This window comes from Candidatus Pantoea floridensis, from assembly GCF_900215435.1.
In the GTDB taxonomy this organism is placed as follows: domain Bacteria; phylum Pseudomonadota; class Gammaproteobacteria; order Enterobacterales; family Enterobacteriaceae; genus Pantoea; species Pantoea floridensis.
This window is the reverse complement of record NZ_OCMY01000001.1, coordinates 3,602,951-3,624,304: the sequence shown is the minus strand read 5'-3', so window position 1 is coordinate 3,624,304 and position 21,354 is coordinate 3,602,951. Positions and strand designations below refer to the sequence as shown.

At 59.2% G+C, this 21,354-nt stretch carries 20 protein-coding genes; 2 read left to right on the top strand and 18 right to left on the bottom strand.

The window, feature by feature from the left end; all coding sequences use genetic code 11:
• Positions 1-3 precede the first annotated feature (3 nt).
• From CRO19_RS16875 to CRO19_RS16855, 5 genes are all read right to left on the bottom strand, one after another.
• A complete protein-coding gene (locus tag CRO19_RS16875) occupies positions 4-864 on the bottom strand; it encodes a ketose 1,6-bisphosphate aldolase (protein WP_097096866.1) in 861 nt (286 codons plus the stop codon).
• A gap of 11 nt (positions 865-875) precedes the next feature.
• Entirely contained in the window at positions 876-1,559 is a 684-nt protein-coding gene (locus CRO19_RS16870; protein ID WP_097096865.1) for a D-lyxose/D-mannose isomerase, read from the bottom strand.
• Positions 1,560-1,620: 61 nt separating this feature from the next.
• On the bottom strand, positions 1,621-2,559 hold the full coding sequence (locus tag CRO19_RS16865) for an ABC transporter substrate-binding protein (RefSeq protein ID WP_097096864.1): 939 nt from the start codon (positions 2,557-2,559) through the stop codon (positions 1,621-1,623).
• A 168-nt stretch (positions 2,560-2,727) separates the two neighbouring features.
• Complete coding sequence (locus tag CRO19_RS16860) at positions 2,728-3,711, bottom strand: ABC transporter permease subunit (protein WP_097096863.1); 984 nt, start codon at positions 3,709-3,711, stop codon at positions 2,728-2,730.
• A gap of 10 nt (positions 3,712-3,721) precedes the next feature.
• Positions 3,722-5,227: a sugar ABC transporter ATP-binding protein gene (locus CRO19_RS16855; protein WP_097096862.1), complete on the bottom strand. Its 1,506-nt coding sequence runs from the start codon at positions 5,225-5,227 to the stop codon at positions 3,722-3,724.
• Positions 5,228-5,371: 144 nt separating this feature from the next.
• On the opposite strand from CRO19_RS16855, the gene CRO19_RS16850 reads away from it, so the two are divergent.
• The gene (locus tag CRO19_RS16850; RefSeq protein ID WP_097096861.1) at positions 5,372-7,960 is read left to right on the top strand and encodes an ATP-binding protein; all 2,589 of its coding nucleotides are present in this window, start codon (positions 5,372-5,374) and stop codon (positions 7,958-7,960) included.
• Here CRO19_RS16850 and phnE (CRO19_RS16845) read toward each other — a convergent pair.
• The 13 genes from phnE (CRO19_RS16845) to phnF all read right to left on the bottom strand — a co-directional run bounded on the left by phnE (CRO19_RS16845) (position 7,914) and on the right by phnF (position 18,806).
• On the bottom strand, positions 7,914-8,798 hold the full coding sequence (gene phnE / locus CRO19_RS16845) for a phosphonate ABC transporter, permease protein PhnE (protein WP_097096860.1): 885 nt from the start codon (positions 8,796-8,798) through the stop codon (positions 7,914-7,916). The two genes, CRO19_RS16850 and phnE (CRO19_RS16845), sit on opposite strands and share 47 nt — an antisense overlap.
• Positions 8,795-9,658 carry a phosphonate ABC transporter, permease protein PhnE gene (gene phnE / locus CRO19_RS16840; protein WP_097096859.1) on the bottom strand — a complete coding sequence of 288 codons (864 nt, stop codon included), beginning with the start codon at positions 9,656-9,658 and terminating at the stop codon, positions 8,795-8,797. Before phnE (CRO19_RS16840) ends, phnE (CRO19_RS16845) begins: the two co-directional genes overlap by 4 nt.
• Positions 9,659-9,741: 83 nt before the next feature.
• Entirely contained in the window at positions 9,742-10,668 is a 927-nt protein-coding gene (gene phnD, locus CRO19_RS16835; RefSeq protein ID WP_097096858.1) for a phosphonate ABC transporter substrate-binding protein, read from the bottom strand.
• Positions 10,669-10,694: 26 nt separating this feature from the next.
• Positions 10,695-11,525 carry a phosphonate ABC transporter ATP-binding protein gene (gene phnC / locus CRO19_RS16830; protein WP_097096857.1) on the bottom strand — a complete coding sequence of 277 codons (831 nt, stop codon included), beginning with the start codon at positions 11,523-11,525 and terminating at the stop codon, positions 10,695-10,697.
• Between the two features lie 353 nt (positions 11,526-11,878).
• Positions 11,879-12,409, bottom strand: coding sequence for a ribose 1,5-bisphosphokinase (gene phnN / locus CRO19_RS16825; protein ID WP_097096856.1), 531 nt, complete (start codon positions 12,407-12,409; stop codon positions 11,879-11,881).
• The gene (gene phnM / locus CRO19_RS16820; protein WP_097096855.1) at positions 12,409-13,545 is read right to left on the bottom strand and encodes an alpha-D-ribose 1-methylphosphonate 5-triphosphate diphosphatase; all 1,137 of its coding nucleotides are present in this window, start codon (positions 13,543-13,545) and stop codon (positions 12,409-12,411) included. The genes phnN and phnM overlap by 1 nt, the downstream gene beginning before the upstream one ends.
• The gene (gene phnL / locus CRO19_RS16815; protein WP_097096854.1) at positions 13,542-14,246 is read right to left on the bottom strand and encodes a phosphonate C-P lyase system protein PhnL; all 705 of its coding nucleotides are present in this window, start codon (positions 14,244-14,246) and stop codon (positions 13,542-13,544) included. The genes phnM and phnL overlap by 4 nt, the downstream gene beginning before the upstream one ends.
• Positions 14,247-14,403: 157 nt before the next feature.
• Positions 14,404-15,165: a phosphonate C-P lyase system protein PhnK gene (phnK, locus tag CRO19_RS16810; protein WP_097096853.1), complete on the bottom strand. Its 762-nt coding sequence runs from the start codon at positions 15,163-15,165 to the stop codon at positions 14,404-14,406.
• On the bottom strand, positions 15,155-16,003 hold the full coding sequence (locus CRO19_RS16805; RefSeq protein ID WP_097096852.1) for an alpha-D-ribose 1-methylphosphonate 5-phosphate C-P-lyase PhnJ: 849 nt from the start codon (positions 16,001-16,003) through the stop codon (positions 15,155-15,157). The genes phnK and CRO19_RS16805 overlap by 11 nt, the downstream gene beginning before the upstream one ends.
• Entirely contained in the window at positions 15,996-17,072 is a 1,077-nt protein-coding gene (locus CRO19_RS16800) for a carbon-phosphorus lyase complex subunit (protein WP_097096851.1), read from the bottom strand. Before CRO19_RS16800 ends, CRO19_RS16805 begins: the two co-directional genes overlap by 8 nt.
• Complete coding sequence (phnH, locus tag CRO19_RS16795) at positions 17,072-17,647, bottom strand: phosphonate C-P lyase system protein PhnH (protein ID WP_097096850.1); 576 nt, start codon at positions 17,645-17,647, stop codon at positions 17,072-17,074. The genes CRO19_RS16800 and phnH overlap by 1 nt, the downstream gene beginning before the upstream one ends.
• Entirely contained in the window at positions 17,644-18,093 is a 450-nt protein-coding gene (gene phnG, locus CRO19_RS16790; protein WP_097096849.1) for a phosphonate C-P lyase system protein PhnG, read from the bottom strand. Before phnG ends, phnH begins: the two co-directional genes overlap by 4 nt.
• Positions 18,090-18,806 (bottom strand): phosphonate metabolism transcriptional regulator PhnF, encoded by a 717-nt coding sequence (gene phnF, locus CRO19_RS16785; protein WP_097096848.1) that lies wholly within the window; start codon positions 18,804-18,806, stop codon positions 18,090-18,092. Before phnF ends, phnG begins: the two co-directional genes overlap by 4 nt.
• Positions 18,807-19,111: 305 nt before the next feature.
• Between phnF and CRO19_RS16780 the strand changes: the two genes are divergently transcribed.
• On the top strand, positions 19,112-21,277 hold the full coding sequence (locus CRO19_RS16780; RefSeq protein WP_097096847.1) for a putative bifunctional diguanylate cyclase/phosphodiesterase: 2,166 nt from the start codon (positions 19,112-19,114) through the stop codon (positions 21,275-21,277).
• The last annotated feature ends 77 nt before the right edge of the window (positions 21,278-21,354 follow it).

Here is a 21,354-nt window from a genome sequence, read left to right as displayed (position 1 = left end):
CTTTCAGGCCCTCCCGGCGCTGCCGAACACCTGCATCTGCTGCGCCACCACGTTGGCGATATCACGTTCCACCGCCATCAACAGCTCGGCAAAGGCGTCATAGCGTGCATCACGCTGGCTAATCTGCGTTTCAATCGCGCCCAGCGCTGCCTGCGACATGCCGGTGTAGAAGTTAATTTTGTTGATGCCAAGGCTGATGGCACGACGGAAGTCAGCATCGCTGATCCCTGAACCGCCGTGCAGCACCAGCGGAATGCCCGCCGTGGTACGAATCGCCGCCAGCCGGTCGAAATCGAGCTTCGGTTCGCCTTTGTATTTGCCGTGTGCGTTGCCAATCGCCACCGCCAGGCAATCAATACCGGTTGAGCGGACAAAGTCAGCGGCCTGCGCCGGATCGGTGAATTTATCGCTGTCAGCTTCGCCAAACAGCGCACCGCCTTCATCGCCGCCCACCGCACCGAGCTCCGCTTCCACCGACACGCCGAGCGCGTGGCACATCTTCACCACTTCGCGCGTCTGGCGCACGTTTTCGTCGTAGCTGAGCGTCGATCCATCAAACATCACCGAGGTAAAGCCGAGACGAATCGCCTGCATCACCGCCTCAAAATGCAGGCCGTGATCGAGATGCAGCACCACCGGAATGTCGTGCAGCGCCGCTTCGGTGCGCACCGCCGCCACCAGATGTTCAAGGCTGACATATTTAAAATGCACCTCGGCGATGCTGATGATAAACGGTGAGCGCTGCTGCTCTGCCGCCTGAAAGAGCGCCCGCAGGAAATGCGTGTCGAGGACGTTGAACGCGCCGAGCGCGTAACTGTTTTGCTGCGCATGAGTTAACCCCTGCGCCAGGGAAATCAGTGCCATGATGGGCTCCTTTATGCCAGCCAGCGGTGATAGTCGTTACACAACAGCCAGCGCGGTTCTTCATCTTCATCAAGCGGATTAAAGCGCGCCAGCGGCGTGAGAAAAACATTGTCATGTTCGTCGTCGTTGGGCATTGAGACTTCACCCACCAGCACGTCGCCGTAACCCTCTTCGCCCCAGAAGCTGTGCCAGATGCCCGGCAGCAAGGTGACGCTTTCGCCGGGCGATAAGCGTAACTGCGAACCGGCGGCATGGGTTTGGCGGATGCCATCCAGCGTGACATTCACCGCCGTATCGGCCAGCTGATTGCCCGCCCGGTTATGCAGCGTGACGATCAGATTGCCGCCGCCGCGATTGATGATGTCTTCCATCTTTTGCGGGTGGTAATGCATGGGCGTGATCTGCCCTTCGCGCACATGCATGATCTTCTCGGCATAGGGCTTGCCCCACGGCCGGCCGCCGCGTGAGCCGTTGCGCAGGGTGAACAGGGTTAAACCGGTTTGCGTAAAATCGTCGGCACCGAAGCTGGTGACATCCCAGCCGAGGTGCAGCGCCAGCAGTTCATCGGCGGCCTGTTTATCCAGCGCGCGCCACTGCGCGAGGCCGAAATCGGCCCACGGCGGCAGATGCACATCCTGACGTATAAAAAATTCGCGGGTACGTTGTAAAATCGCATTCACTTCAGAGCGTTGCATGAAAGCTCCTCGCGTTTCGGGGTTCAGGTCGCCATGAATGGCGACCCTACATCTCTCGGGATTATTTCACCGTCCAGCCCTTGTAGCTGCTTACGCTATTACGATCGATCATCGTCACTGGGATCAACACCGGCTTATCCGGCGCTGGTTTACCCTGCAGAATGTCGTAACCGATCTCGACCGCTTTCGCTGCCATCACCTGCGGGTCTTGAGCCGGCGTTGCGACGAACAGTGAGCCTTTGCGTTTCAGCGCTTCTTCACCGTCTGGCGATCCATCGACGCCAACAATAAAGAACTCGTTACGCTGCGCCTGTTTCGCGGCTAAATCAGCCCCAATCGCCGTGGGATCGTTAATGGCGAATACCGCATCAATCTTCGGATTAGCAGATAGCAGGCCGGTCATCACTTCCAGGCCACCTTCACGGCTGCCTTTAGCGTTCTGGTTATAAGAGAGCAGTTTGATATCAGGATGAGTCTTCAGCTCGTTCATGCAGCCTTCGACACGGTTCTGCACCGCAGAGACCGGCGGCCCGTTGATGATCACCACGTTGCCTTTGGCTTTCAGGCGATCGGAGATGTATTTACACGCCATCGCCCCGGCGGCGGTGTTATCGGAGGTAATGGTTGCGTTGGCGCCGTCAGCCGCCACGTCGACCGCCACCACCACAATGCCGGCGTCACGCGCACGTTTCACCGCCGGCGCAATGCCTTTGGAATCGGCGGCGTTAAGGATGATCATGTCCACTTTGGCGGCGATAAAGTTATCAATCTGGCCCACCTGCTGGCCAAGATCGTAGCCGCTGGACACCAGCGTCACATTGACCTTGTCGCCCGCCAGCTCCCGCGCCTTGAGCTCTGCGCCTTTGGTGATCTGCACGAAGAACGGGTTGGCAAGATCGCCCACCGTCACGCCGATAGATTTCAGTTCTTTTGCCTGAGCCACGCCAGCACTGAACAGCGTCGCCGCCAGCAGCCCGGTTACAATCGGATTAAAACGCATAGTCGATGTTCTCCTGCTTTTTTTGGTTTTTTACCCTCACCCTAGCCCTCTCCCGCCAGCGGGAGAGGGAATGATTAGGTGGAGCGGACTTTGAAATTTCAGCTTGCTCGGGCGGCCCCCTCTCCCGCCTGCGGGAGAGGGCTGGGGTGAGGGCCAGCACGCACAATCTCAACCCACGTGATGCCGTGTCCGATACTTATCGATCAGCACCGCGATAATGATCACCGCGCCCTTTATCACTAACTGCCAGAAATAGGAGACGCCCATCAGCGTCATACCGTTATTCAACGTGGCAATGATGAGCGCACCAATCAGCGTACCGGTGATGGTGCCGATACCGCCGACAAAACTGGTGCCGCCAAGGATCACCGCTGCAATCGCATCCAGCTCATAACCGACGCCGAGGTTGCCGTTGGCGCTATACAAGCGCGAGGCGCTCATCAGCCCACCGAGTCCGGACAGCAAGCCGCTCATGGCGTAGACAAACAGCAGCACCACGCTAACTTTGATACCGGTGAGGCGCGCCGCCTGCACGTTGCCGCCCACCGCGTAGATGTGTACGCCCAACGTGGTGCGACGCAGAATGAACCAGCACAGCGCAATCACCGCAAAGGCGATAACGATCAGCCACGGCACCGGCCCGAGATAGCCGTTGCCTATCCACTCAAAATTGATGTCGGAGTTAATCACCGTGGTGCCGTTGGCCAGCAGATAGGCCGCGCCGCGCATCGCGGTATAGGTACCCAGCGTAACAATAAAGGGCGGTAGCCCTGCCCACGCCACCAGAACGCCGTTGAACAACCCCATAATCAGCCCGGCACCCAAGGCCGCCGGAATAGTGAGCGACGCAAATGCCGGATCGAGCGACACCACCATCGCCACCACTGCCGTGGTGCCGAGCATCGATCCCACCGACAAATCAATGCCGCCGGTGAGGATCACAAAAGTCATGCCCGCCGCCAGCACGATATTGATCGAAGCCTGACGTGTGATGTTGAGCAGATTGCCCTCGGTGAAGAAGTTCGGCGTGACAAAGCCAAACACCGCCACGATCAGGATGAGAATCGGCAGGATGCCGACGGTTTGCAGCAGGTCGCTCATTAACGCGCGCTTGAGCGTCGGGCTTTTTACGCGTGCGGTTTCACTGGTCATTGCGGTCTCCTCAGGCCTGAACCGGCTGTGCGCCGGTGGCCAGTGTCATAATGTTTTCCTGGCTAATCTCTGCCCCACTCAGCTCACCGGCGATAGAACCTTCGCGCATCACATACACCCGATCGCTCATGCCCACCACTTCCGGCAGCTCGCTGGAGATCATTAATATCGCCACGCCCTGCTGCGCCATCTGCTGCATCATGCGGTAGATTTCGCTCTTAGCGCCGACATCCACGCCACGCGTCGGCTCGTCAAGAATCAGGATGCGGGGCGCAATCGCCACCCAGCGTGAAATCAGCAGCTTCTGTTGATTGCCGCCGGATAAACCACCGGCACGCACCTGAGCGTGCGGCACGCGAATGTTGAGCGAATCGATTGCTTCGCTGGCGATCTTCTGCCCTTTGCGCCGGTTCAGCAGGCCGTAGCTGGCATCGCGCTCCAGCGTCGCCATCACAATGTTGTCTTGCGCCGCCAGCTCGAGAAACAGGCCCTGCTCTTTACGGTTCTCGGTGAGAAAACCGATGCCGCGCGCAATCGCATCGCGCGGGGAGTGAATCTGCACCTTTTCGCCATCGATCCAGATCTCGCCGCTGCTGGGTTTACGCACACCAAAAATCAGCTGCGCCAGCTCGCTGCGCCCGGCACCGACCAATCCCGCCAGGCCGACGATCTCGCCGGCGCGCACCACCAGACTGCTGGGATGCACTTTGTGTTTGTCGCTCAGGTGATTGACGGCCAGGCGGATGTCGCCAGGCGGAATAGTGCGGTCTTTGTTGAACAGGTCGCTGAGCGGACGGCCCACCATCATGCGCACCAGCTCGCTGGCGTTGAGCTGTTCGCGCGTCAGGCTGCCCACATATTCGCCGTCGCGCAGGACGCTCACCCGGTCTGAAAGCTCATACACTTCCGCCATGCGGTGGCTGATATAGATGATGGCCATGCCTTCGCTGCGCAGACGTTTAATCAGCGCAAACAGCTGTTCGGTTTCGCGATTGGAGAGCGCCGCGGTAGGTTCATCCATCACCAGGATGCGGCTGTTACGGTGCAGCGCGCGGGCGATTTCCACCTGCTGCTGCTCGGCAATGCTGAGACGGCTCACCAGATCGGTGGCGTTGAACTGTGCGCCCAACCGATCGATCACCCGCTGCGCCTCTTCTGCCATCTGGCGACGTTTCACCAGCCCGCCGCGCGTGATTTCGCTGCCGAGGAAGATGTTCTCCGCCACCGTGAGATTGGGTGCCAGGTTGATCTCCTGATAAATCAGCGTAATGCCCGCCGCCAGCGCCTCTTTAGGGCCTTTAATCGCATAAGGCTGGCCGTCGATAAGAATTTCCCCACTGCTGGCGGTATAAGCACCGGCCAGAATTTTCATCAAAGTACTTTTGCCTGCGCCATTTTCACCCATCAGCGCATGCACTTCACCGGGCCAGACCGTGAGATCCACGCCCTTTAGCGCATAGAAACTGCCAAAGCGCCGGGTGATACCACGCATCGAGAGTATCGGTGTGCCGTCCATTGAGAGGCTCCTGCTGGCAAAGGTTGCAGCGAGTAAAGCCTGCCCAGATAAATGGAAAATGTCAGCGACCGTTCATATTTGTCATATTTCGCCCCGCTCGCGCTTCTATACTCGCCGGGAGTTGAGCGGTAAGAGGTGGCGAAAATGAGTCACGGTCTGCACTGGCACGCTGGCGCACGTAGTCGCCTGCTGCTGTTTAACCTGCTGGTGATGTCGGTCACGCTGGCAGTCGGCCTGGTGGCGATTTTTGGATTTCGCCACGCCGGTCACATTCAGGAACAGGCACAGGCACAAACTCTGGCCGATATGAATGGCAGCCTGGCGCTGGCGCGCGATACCGCCAATGTGGCGATTGCCTCAGTGCGCCTGTCGCAGGTGGTCGGCGCGCTGGAGTATCAGAGCGAGTCGGCTCGATTGCAGCAAACCCAACGGGCGTTGCAGCAGTCGCTGACGCTGCTAGCCCACGCGCCGCTGGCCGCTCAGCAACCGCAGCTGCTCACGCGGATTCGTGAACGCAGCCAGATGCTGGAACTGAGCATTAATCAACTGCTGCGTGAAGGTCATCAACGCCACTTGCAGCGCAACGTGATGCTAAGCGGCCTGTGGCAAGCGCAGCTGCTGCTTAATCGTATTGATCTCCTGACTCACGCCAATTCCCCTTCTGACGCGCTGCGTCAGCAAACCCACAGCCTGTTAAGCGTGGCGATTCAATCCACGGGGCCACAAGCGGCGGTGCAGCAGCTGCAAACGGTGCTGCGCCAGTGGCACGCGTTAGCACTGAGCGGCGTGTTAAATACCCAGGCACAACGGCTGATCGCGACCAGCAGCAGTTTGCTACCCGTGGCGCAGCAGCTTGAGCAGAGTGATATCGCTATCGCCTACGCCACCTACCGCATTAAAGCGCTGGTGGCGATGCTCAATGAAGACATCACCCATTACGTGCAGCTGGTGGCGCAGCAGAGCGATGCGCGCAGCGCAGTGACTCACGAGGAGCTGGATTCCATCATCGGCTTTATTGGCCTGTTTATGCTGCTGGCGCTGCTGATCACCGGTTACGCGGGTTACTACATTTACCGCAATCTCGGCTCCAGCCTGACGGCGATCGCCCACGCCATGACGCGGCTGGCACAGGGTGAAAAGAGCGTCAACGTACCCGGTCTGGCGCGGCGCGATGAGCTTGGCGATCTGGCGCGCGCCTTTAACGTGTTTGCGCGTAATACCGCCTCGCTGGCGCACACCTCGCGCCTGCTGAAAGAGAAAAGCAACCAGCTGGAATCCACCTTTCTGGCGATGCGCGACGGCTTTGCGCTGTTTGACAACAGCGGCCAGCTGGTGGTGTGGAATGCGCAATATGCCGAGCTGCTGGGTATCGCGCCGCGCGAACTGCATCGCGGCCTGCACTATCAGCAGCTGCTAACCCGCGTCAATATCCAGCTCAACGGGCTAGCGGATGCCCAGGAAGTGCGGCTGGATGATGGCCGCACGCTGGAGCTGCGTTTCAGCCCGGTGCCGCGTCGTGGCATGGTGAACACCGTGCTGGAGCGCACCACGCGCAAAGCGCTGGAAGAAGCGCTGCTGCACAGCCAGAAGATGAAAGCGGTTGGACAGCTAACCGGCGGACTGGCGCATGATTTCAATAATCTGCTGGCGGTGATCATTGGCAGCCTGGCGCTCACCGTCGATCAGCTGCCGCCCGGCACACTCGCCAACCGCATCGATCGTGCCCGTCAGGCGGCCGACCGTGCCGCACAATTAACGCAGCGCCTGCTGGCCTTCTCGCGCAAACAGGCGCTCTACCCGCGTGCGGTATCGGTGGTGGAGCTGGTAGACAATCTGCACTCGCTGTTGCAGCACGCGCTGTTACCGGGACAGCAGCTGGTGGTGGATGCACAGCGTCCCGGCTGGCCGGCGTGGATCGATGCCGGCCAGCTGGAAAATGCGTTGATGAATCTGGTGGTGAATGCGCGCGATGCCATGGAGCAACAAAGCGGAGAAATCCGTCTGCGCATCTGGAACCAGCGCAAGCAGGAAGCGGACGGCAAACGCGATCGCGTCACGATTGAGGTTATCGATCACGGTTGTGGCATGTCGACGGAGGTGCGTGAACAGGTGTTTGAGCCATTCTTTACCACCAAAGCGATCGGCAGCGGCAGCGGTTTGGGGTTATCGATGGTGTATGGCTTTGTGCGTCAGTCCGGCGGGCAGGTAGAACTGGAAACCGCGCCGGGGCAAGGCACCACCGTGCGCCTGCTGCTGCCACGCGCACCAGATACCGCGCAGCCGGTGGCGCTGCCGTCGGCCTTTACCCCGGAAATCAGCAGCGATCGGCTGGTATTGGTGCTGGATGATGAACCCACGGTGCGGCAAACGCTGTGTGAACATCTGCATCAGCTCGGTTACCTGACGCTGGAGTGCGGTGACGGCGAAAGCGCGCTGGCACTGCTGCGCCAGACGCCAGATGTTGAGCTGCTGATCAGTGATTTGATGCTGCCGGGCGGGCTTAACGGTGCGGACGTGATTCGCCAGGCGCAGGCGCAGTGGCCGCATCTGGCGACAATCTTAATCAGCGGTCAGGATCTGCGTCAGACGCAGGTCACGCTGCCGCTGTGTGAGCGGCTGGCGAAACCCTGGCAGCAGGCGCAGCTGGTGCAGGTGCTGGAGCGCGCCTGGCAACGCAGTGCACGGCTTAATCGCGCGCGGCAGGCTGCCACAGCGGCACCCCTTTCCCGGTGATATAGCGTTTGCGCAGCTTGCTGGACACCACGTCCATGATCATCACCACCGCCACCAGGATAATGGTCAGGAACATCACGACATCCCAGTTCCATAGACGCATGTTCTCGGCATAAACCAGCCCCACACCGCCGGCGCCGACGAAACCGAGCACCGCCGCCGACCGCGTGTTGGACTCAATCTGATACAGGCTGAGCGCGAGAAAGGTCGGGAACGACTGGGTGAAGATGCCGTAGCGATGTTTTTGCAGGCTGTTAGCGCCCACCGCGCTAAGGCCGCGGCTCGGTGAACGCTCCACCGCTTCGTGCCCTTCGGCATACAGTTTGCCGAGCAGGCCAACGTCCTGAACCACAATCGCCAACACGCCCGCCAGCGGCCCCATGCCCACGGCGCGCACGAAGATCAGCCCCCAGATCGCCATGTCGATGCCCCGCAATACATCAAGCACGCGACGCACCGCCAGTGAAATCGGCCGCGTCACGGGATCGTGCATCACGTTACGCGCCGCGAGGAACGAAACCGGCAGCGCAATCAGTGAGGCGGTTAGCGTACCGGAAAACACAATCGCCAGCGTAATCCCCACCTGGGTGAAGTAGTAGCCAAACGGCCAGTTGAGGAAATCCTGCCAGACAAACATGCGCAGGAAGTAGCGGCTAAGCTGCTGGCAGCCGATGAGAAAGCGGCTCCATTCAATGCCAAAAAATGCAAAAAAGAACAGGTAGTAAAGCACGATAGCCAGCGCCACCAGTGCCACGCGACGCAAATAGCGCTGCTGAGCGGCAAACAGGGCGGCATGCTCCTGTTTGATTTTGGCGACATCCGGTGCCAGCGTAATCATTGCATCTCTCCTTCCACCACGCGGCGACGCAGCCAGCCAGACAAGGTATCCAGCAGCGAAACCACCACAATAATCAGCAGCAGCGTGATGCTGACCTGATCGTAACGATCGAGTTTTATATTGGTCATCAGCTCCTGGCCGATCCCGCCCGCGCCAACCAGGCCAAGAATGGTCGAGGAGCGGAAGTTAACTTCCAGACGCATAAAGCTGTAGGAGAGGAACGTCGGTTTAACCTGCGGCCAGAAGGCGAAGCGCATGCGCTGCAGTTTGCTGGCCCCGCAGGCAGCGAGGCCGCGCACCGGTTTATCCGAGGCGCTCTCAATCGCTTCGTAGAACAGTTTGGTCAAACTGCCGACGGTGTGCAGCGCCAGCGCGAGGAAGCCGGGAATGGCGCCAATGCCGAATGCCATAACAAACATCACCGCCCACGCCAGCTCCGGCATGGTGCGCAGGAAGGCGACAAAGGCGCGGATCGCGATGCGCAGGCTGCGCGGCGTTTGCGTATTATCGGCGGCGAAAAACGCCAGCACGGCGGCAATGCCTACCGCCACGATGGTGGACGACAGCGCCAGCTGTAAGGTTTCCCAGATCAGCGGCAGCTGGAAGTGCAGACGGTAGCCCCAATAGGCCAGCGAACCTTCGGTTTTGCCATCGGCAAACAGCAACGGCAGGTGCAGCACCGGCAGGGTTGCGCCGATGTAATCAAAGAAGTGTGGCAACGATTGCCAGACGGTGAGCAGATTGAATTCCGCCATCTTGCCCGCGGCCAGATAGAGCGCCAGCAACAGCAGCGACCACAGCAGCGAGTCGCGCTTTTGCTGGCGGCGGATGCGTTGGTAGTAGTGTTCGAAATCGGTCAAGAGGGAGATTCCTGTGTAACCCGGTCGCCATGAATGGCGACCCTTCAATGTAGGGTGCGCATTAATGCGCACCGTTTTATCGCTTACCCGCGCGAACCCTTCATCAAATCACGCTTCATATCGATAATGTTCTGGTAATCCGCCACGGTTGCCGGGCCGATGTGCTGGGTTCCGCCCACCGCTTTAACAAAGCAGCCGTGATCGTCTTTATCCAGTTTCTTGATGGTGGCCACCACCTTCGCTTTGAAATCAGCGGGCAGGTTGTTGCTCACCAGAATGGGGCCGTTCGGGATCAGCGGCGACTGCCAGATAATGCGGATCTGCTTCATCAGGTCCGGATGATCCATACGAATCAGGCGACCAAACGCGCCGGAGGTATAGCCGCTTTCACGGTCGCCAATCAGCGATGTCCAGGTTACCGCGCCATCAAACTGGCCGTTGAGCACGCCGAGAATGTCCTGCTCGTGGCCGCCGGAGAAGGTGACGCTGGAGAAGGTGTTGTTGTACTTATCATCAACCGTGCCGCCAAACTCTTTCTTGAATGCCTGATTTGGCATCAGGAAGCCTGAGGTGGAATCCGGATCGGCCATGCCGAACGATTTGCCCTTCAGGTCTTCCAGTTTTTTATACGGGCTGTCGGCTTTGACGATCACCACCGAGTGATAACCCTGTGAACCGTCTTTGTCATCCACCACAATGCCAACTATATCTACCGCTTTCGGGTTCTGCAGGTAAACCGAGGCGTAAGAAGCAGGCGACATGCTCAGCACCAGATCAATCTTGTTGCCCAGCAGGCCCTGAATCACGCCGGAGTAATCTGAGGAGTTGCGCAGTTTGGTATCCACCTGCAGCTCCTTGTCGAAGAAATCTTTCACACACTGGTTATCGCCAATCTGCTGTGTGGCGTTCTGGCCGCCGAGAATACCGAGGTTCAGTTCTTTTGGTGCATCCGCAGCGTTAACGCCAAAAGCCATCGCCATAGTCAGTAAAGCTAAAGAGGTCAGTTTCATTGGTGGTTGTTCTCTTGCCGTGGAAGTTAGTGGAGCTGGTTAATTTCGTCGCCGTACAGCTCATGCATCAGGCCGTCGGTCAACTGGGAAGGATGTCCATCAAACAGCACTCTGCCGCGCTGAATGCCGATGACGCGGGTGCAGTAGCTTCGCACCAGTTCGATTGAGTGCAGGTTGACCATCACGCTGATGCCCTGCTCGCTCACCTGGCGCAGCACGTCCATGATGCGCTTGGTATTTTTCGGATCGAGTGACGCTACCGGTTCATCCGCCAGCAGGATGCGCGGGTTCTGCATCAGCGCCCGGCAAATCGCCACGCGTTGCATCTGGCCGCCGGAGAGGTTTTCTGCACGCTGTAGCGCCTGCGGCAGCATGTTCATCCACTGCAGCAGTTCAATGGCGCGAGCGCGGTCGGTTTCGGAAAAGACTTTGAAGAACGATTTCAGCGTTGAGGTCTGGCTTAAACGGCCGAGCAGCACATTGGTGATCACATCAAGGCGCGGCACCAGACAGAAATCCTGGAAAATCATGCCGCATTCGCTGCGCCATTCACGCATCTGGCGGCTGTTCAGCGTCACCACATCGCGATCCACTTCGCCCTGATGATTGCTGAGAATCGCGCCCTGTGAGGCGCTGATGGTGCCGTTCAACATATGCAGCAGCGTCGATTTGCCTGCGCCTGAGCGACCAATCACGGCCACCAGCTCGCCCGCATGCAGATCGAAGCTGACGTTATCCAGCACCTTGTTAGCGCCGTACGCTTTACACAATCCTTGCACCGACAGCACCTTGTTGCCCTGCCCGGTGATGGGCGGAAACGGATTGTCGACGACGGTTTTCAGTAATGCCTGTGCCATGATGCACTCCATCTCTGCTGAGTGGTTGATTGCCCGCTATTACGGGCAAATCGCATGAAAGCTTGATGACAGTAAAGTGATTAAACGGTGACAGCGTGGTACGGACGCGAAAAATGCACATTGGCCCGTCGTAGGGTCCCCATTCATGGCGACCTGCCGCGTCGGTGTGTATTAGGTCGCCATAAATGGCGCCCCTACAAAATCACATGCCCGTTGTCGTAGGGTCGCCATTCATGGCGACCTGGCGCGTCGGTGTGTATTAGGTCGCCATAAATGGCGCCCCTACAAAATCGCATGCCCGTTGTCGTAGGGTCGCCATTTATGGCGACCTGGTGCGTCGGTGTGTATTTCGGTCAATCAGCCAACAATTGCCGCAAATGCTCGAGCGTATCGCGCAATGCGCCATCGTTATTCAGCGCATAGCAGTGTGCCGGCAGCGGTTCGGCCGCACGCGCCAGACGTTTTGCGATCTCAACGTCTGACTCCCGCCCGCGCTGCCGCAGCCGCTTCGCCAGCACTTCCGGCGACACCTGCAACACCAGCGGCAGCAGCTGCGTACCATAATGCTGCTGCACTATCGGCAGATGCAGGCGCGAACCGTTGACCAGCACGTTAAGACCGCGCGCCAGCCACAGATCGATCTCCTCGCCCAGCCCATAATGCAGACCGTGCGCCTGCCAGCTCACGGCAAACAGCCCCAGTGCTTCACGTCGCCGGAACTCCGCCTCGCTCAGCGCCACATGATTCTCGCCGCCGGCATCGGCTGCGCGCGTGATGTAGCGATGGGCGATCAACAGATTATCCGGCGGCGCCTCACGCAGCGCGTTCAGCAGGCTATCTTTGCCCGCGCCCGAAGGCCCGGTCAGCCAGATGAGGCGCGCCATCAGAACACCAACTTGCCTTGCGACCAGACGTGGCGAATGTGTGAATGGCCATGATCGGTATGCGCCAGTACTAAATCGGCGCGCAGCCCTTCGGCGATGCGCCCGCGATCGTGCAGGCCAATCGCCTGCGCCGGATTGCACGTCACCAGCGCCGCCGCCTGCGGCAGCGTCAGGGTATTGCGTTCATCGGCGACCAAACGGAACACCGCGTCGAGCAAACTGGCGGGATAGTAGTCGGAGGAGAGAATATCCAGCAGGCCGTGACTGGCGAGTTCCGCCGCCGCTACATTGCCGGAGTGCGATCCGCCGCGCACGATATTCGGTGCGCCCATCAACACCTGCATGCCACATTCACGCGAGGCGCGCGCTGCTTCCCGCGTGGTGGGAAATTCGGCGATGGCGCTGCCAACATCATGCGATTCGGCGACGTGGGCCGCCGTGGCATCATCGTGGCTGGCCAGCGGAATGCCGCGCGAACGGCACAAACTGGAGATGGCGTTGCGGTTCGGCGTCGAGAACTCAGCGGCCAGCGCCAGCTGTTCGCGTTCAAACTGATCCATCTGCGCGTCGCTGAGCTGATATTTGCCCTGATAATAGGTGCGATACATCTCCAGCGAGGCGTACTGACGCTGGCCCGGCGAGTGGTCCATCAGCGACACCAGCGACAGCTCCGGCGTGTTCATCAGCGCCTCAAACAGCGGCAGCGTGGTGTTGTGCGGCAGCTCGCAGCGCAGATGCAAATGGTGATCGGCGCGGTTAATCCCTTTGCGATTGCTGTCCTGAATCGCGTCGATCATCTTTGTCAGATTATCCAGACGATGGCCGCCATCGCGCACGTCGCCAACGCTAATCGCATCCAGCACCGTGGTAATGCCGCTGGCGACCATTAGCGCATCGTGGCTGCTCATTGCCGAGTGCGCGGGCCAATCGACTTTCGGTCGCGGCGTGAAGAATTTATCGAGATTGTCCGTGTGCAACTCTACCAGGCCCGGCAGCAGAAAGGCGTTTTCGCCATCCAGCGCGCCCGCCAGCTGGCTACGACTGTCGCTGAAACTGGCAATGCGCCCGTCGCGGATCTCCAGCGATCCGGCCACCACTTCCTGCTCCAGCACCAGCCGGACGTTGTTAATAATCATGCTTCTGCTCCTGTGTTCACTGGCTGCATGACGTGCAGGCGATCGGCGACGCGTGCACGCACCGCTTCGTCATGGAAAATACCGACAATGGCGGCACCGCGGGCGCGCGCCTGTTCAATCAGTTCCACCACCGCGGCGCTGTTGGCGCTATCCAGCGAGGCGGTCGGCTCATCCAGCAGCAGCACCGGATAGTCGGCGATAAAACCGCGCGCGATATTGACGCGCTGCTGTTCGCCACCGGAAAAAGTGGACGGCGCCAGTGACCACAAACGCTCCGGCACGTTGAGGCGCGTCAGCAGCTCTTTGGCGCGCTTTTCGCAGAAGGCACGCTCGGTGCCGCGCTCCAGCAGCGGCTGCATGACGATCTCCAGCGTCGGCACGCGTGGAATGACGCGCAGAAACTGGCTGACCCAGCCGATGGTATGGCAGCGAATCGCCAGAATCTGGCGCGCGGGGGCATTAGCCATGTCGATCCATTCGCCCTGATGTTGCAGCCAGATATGCCCGCTGTTGGCCTGATAGTTGCCGTATAGCGCGCGCAGCAGCGTCGATTTTCCGCTGCCCGAACGGCCATGTAGCACCACGCATTCGCCGCCGCTGACTTCCAGATTGGCATCTTGCAATACCGGTAGCGCGGCGCTGCTCTGGTTGTGCAGCACAAAAGTTTTGCTGAGTTGCTCTACGCGCAATAAAGGTTGCATGTTGATGTCCTGATGTTGGTTGGTCGCCATAAATGGCGACCCTACAAGGCGTTACGGTTACATTTGGATATCGTGAGTTCGCCATAAATGGCGACCCTACATATGGCACGTCGTAGGGTCGCCATTTATGGCGACCTTATTGATGACCGCGTCGTGGTTAACTCAACACCGACGAAACCAATAGTTGGGTATACGGATGATGCGGATCGTCCAGCACGCGATCCGTCAGCCCGCTCTCGACCACGCGGCCCTGCTTCATCACCAGCAAACGATGCGCCAGCAAACGCGCCACGCCGAGATCGTGGGTGACAATCACCACCGCCAGATTCAGCTCACGCACCAGCGTGCGCAGCAGATCCAGCAGGCGCGCCTGCACCGACACATCCAAACCACCGGTCGGCTCATCCATAAACACCAGCGTCGGCTGCGTCACCAGGTTGCGCGCAATCTGCAAGCGCTGCTGCATACCGCCGGAGAAAGTGGTGGGCAGATCGTCGATGCGGTTGGCGGGGATTTCGACATCCTGCAGCCAGCGCATCGCCTCTTTACGGATATCGCCATAGTGGCGATTGCCCACCGCCATCAGGCGTTCACCGATGTTGCCGCCCGCCGTCACCTGCGGACGCAAACCATCCAGCGGATGCTGATGCACCACGCCCCATTCGGTGCGCAGCAGGCGGCGGCGATCGCTCTCGCTCAGCTGATAAAGATCCTGCGCACGGTAAAGAATGTTGCCCTGCTGCGGGGCTAACCGTGCCGACAGGCTGCGCAGCAGCGTGGTTTTGCCCGAACCGGATTCCCCGACAATGCCTAACACTTCGCCAGGATAGAGCTCAAAACTCACCTCTTCAAAGCCTTTGCCTGGCGCATAAAGGTGCGTCAGATTGTTGACCGCAAGCAGCGGCTGTTCACTGTGCATGCTGTTGTTCCTGCTGCTGGTGGCAAAAATCGGTATCGGAGCAGACAAACATGCGCGTACCGGCGTCATCCATCACCACCTCGTCGAGGTAGCTGTGGCGCGAACCGCACAGCGCGCAGGGTTCATCCCACTGCTGCACGCTGAACGGGTGATCGTCGAAGTCGAGACTTTCCACTTTGGTAAACGGCGGCAGCGCATAGATGCGTTTTTCACGTCCGGCACCAAACAGCTGCAGCGCCGGCATCATGTGCATCTTCGGGTTGTCGAATTTGGGGATCGGTGACGGATCCATCACGTAGCGATCGTTGACCTTCACCGGATAGGCATAGGTGGTGGCGATGTGACCGTAGCGGGCAATATCTTCATACAGTTTCACCTGCATGATGCCGTACTCCTCCAGCGCGTGCATGGTGCGGGTTTCGGTCTCGCGCGGCTCAATAAAACGCAGCGGTTCCGGGATTGGCACCTGGAAAATCAGGATCTGATCCTCTTCCAGCGGCGTTTCGGGAATGCGGTGCCGCGTCTGAATCAGCGTGGCATCAACCGTACGTTCGGTGGTTGCCGCGCCGCTGACGCGCTGAAAGAAGCGACGAATCGATACCGCGTTGGTGGTGTCATCGGCGCCCTGATCGATCACCTTCAGCACATCGGCATCGCCAATGATGCTGGCGGTGATCTGAATGCCGCCGGTGCCCCAGCCATACGGCATCGGCATTTCGCGTCCGGCAAACGGCACCTGATAACCGGGAATCGCTACTGCTTTTAATATTGCGCGGCGGATGGTGCGTTTGGTTTGTTCATCCAGATAACCGTTGTTGTAGCCGGTTAACTCACTCATGATTCTGCTCCTGATGCTGTTGGCGCAGCCGTTTCAGCAGCTCAAGCTCCGCCTGGAAATCGACGTAGTGCGGCAGTTTCAAGTGCGAGACAAAGCCCGCCGCTTCCACGTTGTCGGCATGCGACAGCACAAACTCTTCGTCCTGCGCTGGACCGGCAATCCGTTCGTTATACTCCGGTGCCTGCAGCGCACGATCCACCAGCGCCATCGCCATCGCTTTGCGCTCGGAGCGACCAAACACCAGGCCGTAACCGCGCGTGAAGTGCGGCGCGCTGGCGGTTTCAGTAGTAAAGCCGTTCACCATTTCGCATTCGGTCAGCAGGATTTCGCCGATCTCGATGTCAAAACCCAGCTCTTCCGGGCAGATCGAGACGCTGAGATAACCGGTACGAATTTCGCCGGCGAACGGATGGTTACGGCCGTAGCCACGCTGCGTCGAGTAGCCGAGTGCCAGCAGGAAGCCTTCGTCGCCGCGCACCAGCTGTTGCAGACGCGCCGCGCGCGTGGCGGGATAACCGGGCGGCTCGCGGGTGATGTCGCACGGCTCGCTGCCGTCATCCTCTTCGCGCGCCGCCAATCCTTCATGGGTCATCATGCTGAACACGTGCGGGCAACGTTCGGGTAGCGCCTGATCGTCACGCTGCGCCGCCGGCGTTTCACCATTGGCCAGCAGGGTGAAATCGAGCAGGCGATGGCTGTAATCGTAGGTGGGACCCAGCACCTGGCCGCCCGGCAGATCTTTGTAGACGGCGGAGATGCGGCGCTCAAGGCGCATCTCATCGGTTGCCAGCGCCAGGCTATCGGCGAGGCGCGGCAGCGTGGTGCGATAGGCGCGCAGCAGAAAAATCGCTTCCACTAAATCGCCGCTCGCCTGTTTGATGGCTAAGGCCGCCAGCTGCGGATCATAGATGCCGCCTTCGGTCATCACGCGATCGACCGCTAAACCGAGCTGTTGCGCCAGCTGGTCGCACTGCAACTCCGGCAGCGCGCGGTCGCCCCGCCGCAAATCGGCCTGTAGCTCATGGGCGCTGGCAATCGCCTTCTCGCCCCCTTTAACCGCAACGTACATCAGCACACCTCCACGTCGGTGGTGCGTGGCAGCGCCATCATCGCTTCACCGCAGGTGAAAATCAGATCCACGCCCTGCGGGAAAGGATGCGGACGCTCGCGCAGGTAGTGCAGAATCGCCTCCGGCAGCTGCGGTGCAATGGCGCGCGGTTCACGTAAACCTGGGCCCGAGAGGCGCAGCGTCAAACCGCCGCTCAATGATGGCACCTCAACAATCAGCGTGGTGCTCTTCTCTGGCGACATATTGTCGCCAGACGCAAACAGAGCCGGATCGGGATTGGCCGCCGCATGCGTCAAGGCGAACGGTGCATCGCGCTCAGCGACAATCGGCACGCCGGTATGAAAGCGCAGGTTGCTGCGCACCACCTCGTTATCGATACGACCATCGAGCCACAGTGCGCTCTCCTGATCGACCAGCGTCAACAGCACCGCCGTGGCCGCCGGCGACAGATCGCCCCAGCCCTGTTGCAGCGGCAGCGACACCAGCACGCCCGGCTCGCTCATCGCTTTGAGGATGCGGCGGAAAGCGCGCTGTGCATCGGCAACCGGATGGTTAAAACTTGCCAGTAATGTCATGAGTTATCTCCGCGAACCAGCGTAAAGAAATCCACTTTGGAGCTGGCGATTTCCCGCGCGCGCAGCTGACGCTGCTCTTCACGCAGCGCCGCCAGCGGGGCAATCACTTTTTCCTGTAACAGCGCCTGGGTTTCCGGCTGTTGCAGCAGTGCATCGATTAACGCGCAGCGCTCGGCGTGGGATTTATCGCGCCCCAGCACGTAGCTAAAACCGAGCGTGCCGTCGTGCAGTTTCACCACCGCGCGCGTTACCGTGGCATCGCCCATCACGAAGCGCTTGCCGCTGCCGCCCATACGCGCCTGCAGGCGGGTTAATCCGGTTTCCGCCGGACGCACGCGCTCAAAATCCGGGCTTAAGTGCAGCGGCTGCCAGTGCGCATTCAGGCTGCTAGCTTCGCTGTGGGCCAGCACCGAAAGCCAGTGCTGGCGGGCTGTTTGCTGTTTCATTCGTGCTCCAGAGTCAGTTCAATCATGTCGCCGCGCGTCAGGCTAACGGAGTATTCCGCCACCTTGCCGTCGCGGTGCTTATTCAGGGTGCGCACACACAGCAGCGGCGACTGCAGGGCAATCTCCAGCTGTTTGCACTCTTTCGCCTGCGCGCGGCGAGTGCTAATGCGGGTTTGGCTGCGCGTCAGGCTTAAGCCCAGGTGCTGCTGCATAAAGTCATGCAGCGAACCGCTGTGAAACTGCTGCAGCGCGGGCCACCAGCTGAGATCGGCGAGGAAGTGATTAATCACGCAAACCGCAACACCATTAACGCGGCGCAGCGTGCGCAGATGGATAACGTTGTCACCCTCACTGATGCCCAGCGCGCTCGCCACATCGCCGCTGGCCGGACGTATTACCGCCAGCAAACGCTCGCTGGTGGGATGACTGCCCTGCTCCATCAGGTTTTGGCTAAAGCGCGCCTGTGCATGCAGCGGATAATCGTAAGGACGCATCAGCACCAAAATGCCCACGCCGTGACGCCGTTGCAGCAGGCCTTTATTGACTAGCTCATCGACCGCGCGGCGCAAGGTGTGGCGATTGACTTCATAGTGGTCCGCCAACTGCTGCTCGGAAGGCAAATAATCGCCGCAGCGATAGCGCTCCTGCAGCGCCTGCTCCAGCTGGGCGGCAACGGCTTGGTACACAGTGGTCGGATGTCTGGATATCTCCATCACGCTCAATACCTCATGTGGTTGAGGAGTGCAGCGACGCTCGCTGCGGGATGGCGATTACATTGCGGGCGGTAGATGACAGCGCCGTGACGGCTCAATGACGCAAAGATGAATTTGCTTTACGGCAGGAGGAACGCGGGGCAAAGCGGGTTAATTCAATAAACTATCTTTAACTGTTTCCTTTGTGACCATATTCAAAAAATTTGCGCCCATTTTCACTGACTTATCGCTTCCCTTACTCCGTGCAGCCTGGGTAAGTTCTGCTAAGTTAAAAGATGAACCCTTCTTGTCAGGCGAATTTCAAAATGATTAACGCATTAAAACTATCGGATGGTTTTCGCCGTAACTTTGTCCGTGAAGTTATTTTGCCGCTGATGGCTATTTTACTCCTGACCTTTGCCGGCGCGGGGATGGGTCTGTTCTGGGGGACCTCGCTCACCAACAATGAAGCACGCGATCAGCAGCAGCGTATGATTGAGGCTTCCTTCGCGCAAAGTCTCAGTGAGCATCTGCGCCAGCTGCGCAGCCTGACGCGCTGGTCACCGCTGGCCGATCAGCTGGCGTTAGCGCATCCCGACCAAAGCTGGCTGACGCAAAATGTCGGCGGCTGGCTGTATGACATGTTTGACCACCAGCTGGTGATCTTACTGGATCGCGATAATCAGCTGGTTAATGTCTGGCGCAACGGCCAACCGGTGCCCGATAAGCGCGTGGGCCCTTATTTGCACGAGATGCTGCAGAGTCCGCTGGTGCTCAGCAGCGATGTGGCGGCGGGTCCTGCCGATCGCGCTGATTTTGTGCGCATCGGTCAACGCGCCGCCGCGCTGGCGGTGGGTGACATCAGCAGCACGAAACAGGCGGGACGCTATCGCCTGGTGAGCATTAAATTCCTTGATGATGGCTATTTGCGTAATCTCTCCGATCGCAGCCAGCTGCGGCAGCTGCACTTTAGCGACACTGAACCGGCGGGAAAAACCAAAGCGCGCTACCTGCTCAATTCTCAGCAGGGCAATCCCGTCGGCTATCTTAGCTGGCAGCCGGACAAGCCTGGCGCTCAGATGCTGCGCACCATCGGTCCTTCAACGCTGCTGTCGGTGATGTTAATCACGCTGCTGTGCCTGTTTATGGTACGGCGTATCTGGACCTCGTCGCTGAAACTGTCGCAGTCGTTATTGCAACTGGGCGCCAGTGAAGCGCAGGCACAGCATCTGGCGTTTCATGATGTGCTGACCGGTTTACCGAATCGTTCGCTGGTGGAAGATCGTTTAACCCAGGCGCTGGCGCTGGCCGGACGCCACGACCAGCGCGTGGCGCTGCTGCTGCTGGATCTGGATCGTTTTAAAAACATCAATGATACCTACGGTCATCACGCGGGCGACGAAATGATCATGGAGGTGGCGCGCCGTCTCAATGACATCGTGCGCGCCAGCGATACGGTCGGTCGTATTGGCGGCGACGAGTTCATTATTGTCATGCCGGATGTTGAGAATATTGGCCAGGTGCAATCGCTGGCGAACCGCATCATTGCTCGCCTCAGCGAGCCATATCAATGGGTGGGCAGTGAATTATGGGTCGGCGTAAGCGTCGGTCTGGCGCTGGCACCGAAGGATGGCATCGATCGGCTTGAGCTGATGCGAAAAGCGGATATCGCGCTGTATGAAGCAAAAAATCACGGACGCGGCCAGTATCGTCAGTTTGAGAAAGTGATGGATGAATCGCTGCGCACGCGCCAGCAAATGGCGGCGGATTTGCGTCAGGCGCTGGTGAAATGGGACGGTCTGGCGGTGTGGTATCAGCCGCTGATGGATATCAGCGGCCAGCGCGTGGTAGGCCTTGAGGCGCTGCTGCGCTGGCATCACGCCGAACGAGGCGATGTCTCGCCGGGTGATTTCATTGCCATTGCCGAAGAGACCGGCATGATTATTCCGCTTGGCGAGTGGGTGCTACGTGAAGCCTGTAAAACCGCGCTCAGACTGCCCGATATCGTTGTGGCGGTGAATGTTTCGCCGGTACAGTTTCGCGCCAGCAATTTTGTTGAGCGCATTGTTGAAATTGTGCGGGAAGAAGGTGCCGATCCCACACAAATGGAGCTGGAGATCACTGAAGGTGTGCTGATTGAGGATGAACATGAAGCGCGCAATAGCATTATCGCGCTGCGCGAAGCCGGTTTCCGCATTGCGCTGGATGATTTTGGTACCGGTTATTCCAGCCTCAATTACCTCAGCACCTTCCCGGTGGATAAGATCAAAATCGACCGTTCATTTACGCAGTCGCTCGGCGTGGCGCAGAACTCCACCGCGATTGTTGAATCGGTGGTGCGGTTGGGCCACGCCATGGGCTTAACGGTCACCGCCGAAGGAGTTGAAACCGAAGGGCAAAAGAATGCGCTGGCTGATGCCGGCTGCAACCAGCTGCAGGGGTATTTGTTCAGCCACGCCGTGCCGTTCGAAGAGATAGAGAAGATGGTGTGATCGCCAGAATACCAGGTCGCCATAAATGGCGCCCCTACGGTCTCGGTGTAGGGTCGTCATTTATGGCGACCTGAATA

Coding starts and splice junctions, on each gene's coding strand:
- phnN (WP_097096856.1), bottom strand. CDS start 12,409: ATGGCGCGCCTCATCTGGCTGACCGGGCCTTCGGGCGCGGGCAAAGAT.
- CRO19_RS16780 (WP_097096847.1), top strand. CDS start 19,112: ATGATTAACGCATTAAAACTATCGGATGGTTTTCGCCGTAACTTTGTC.
- phnL (WP_097096854.1), bottom strand. CDS start 14,246: ATGCAACCTTTATTGCGCGTAGAGCAACTCAGCAAAACTTTTGTGCTG.
- CRO19_RS16800 (WP_097096851.1), bottom strand. CDS start 17,072: ATGTACGTTGCGGTTAAAGGGGGCGAGAAGGCGATTGCCAGCGCCCAT.
- phnK (WP_097096853.1), bottom strand. CDS start 15,165: ATGCACAGTGAACAGCCGCTGCTTGCGGTCAACAATCTGACGCACCTT.
- phnH (WP_097096850.1), bottom strand. CDS start 17,647: ATGACATTACTGGCAAGTTTTAACCATCCGGTTGCCGATGCACAGCGC.
- CRO19_RS16870 (WP_097096865.1), bottom strand. CDS start 1,559: ATGCAACGCTCTGAAGTGAATGCGATTTTACAACGTACCCGCGAATTT.
- phnG (WP_097096849.1), bottom strand. CDS start 18,093: ATGAAACAGCAAACAGCCCGCCAGCACTGGCTTTCGGTGCTGGCCCAC.
- CRO19_RS16805 (WP_097096852.1), bottom strand. CDS start 16,003: ATGAGTGAGTTAACCGGCTACAACAACGGTTATCTGGATGAACAAACC.
- CRO19_RS16875 (WP_097096866.1), bottom strand. CDS start 864: ATGGCACTGATTTCCCTGGCGCAGGGGTTAACTCATGCGCAGCAAAAC.
- CRO19_RS16860 (WP_097096863.1), bottom strand. CDS start 3,711: ATGACCAGTGAAACCGCACGCGTAAAAAGCCCGACGCTCAAGCGCGCG.
- CRO19_RS16850 (WP_097096861.1), top strand. CDS start 5,372: ATGAGTCACGGTCTGCACTGGCACGCTGGCGCACGTAGTCGCCTGCTG.
- phnD (WP_097096858.1), bottom strand. CDS start 10,668: ATGAAACTGACCTCTTTAGCTTTACTGACTATGGCGATGGCTTTTGGC.
- phnC (WP_097096857.1), bottom strand. CDS start 11,525: ATGGCACAGGCATTACTGAAAACCGTCGTCGACAATCCGTTTCCGCCC.
- CRO19_RS16855 (WP_097096862.1), bottom strand. CDS start 5,227: ATGGACGGCACACCGATACTCTCGATGCGTGGTATCACCCGGCGCTTT.
- phnE (WP_097096860.1), bottom strand. CDS start 8,798: ATGATTACGCTGGCACCGGATGTCGCCAAAATCAAACAGGAGCATGCC.
- phnM (WP_097096855.1), bottom strand. CDS start 13,545: ATGATTATTAACAACGTCCGGCTGGTGCTGGAGCAGGAAGTGGTGGCC.
- phnF (WP_097096848.1), bottom strand. CDS start 18,806: ATGGAGATATCCAGACATCCGACCACTGTGTACCAAGCCGTTGCCGCC.
- CRO19_RS16865 (WP_097096864.1), bottom strand. CDS start 2,559: ATGCGTTTTAATCCGATTGTAACCGGGCTGCTGGCGGCGACGCTGTTC.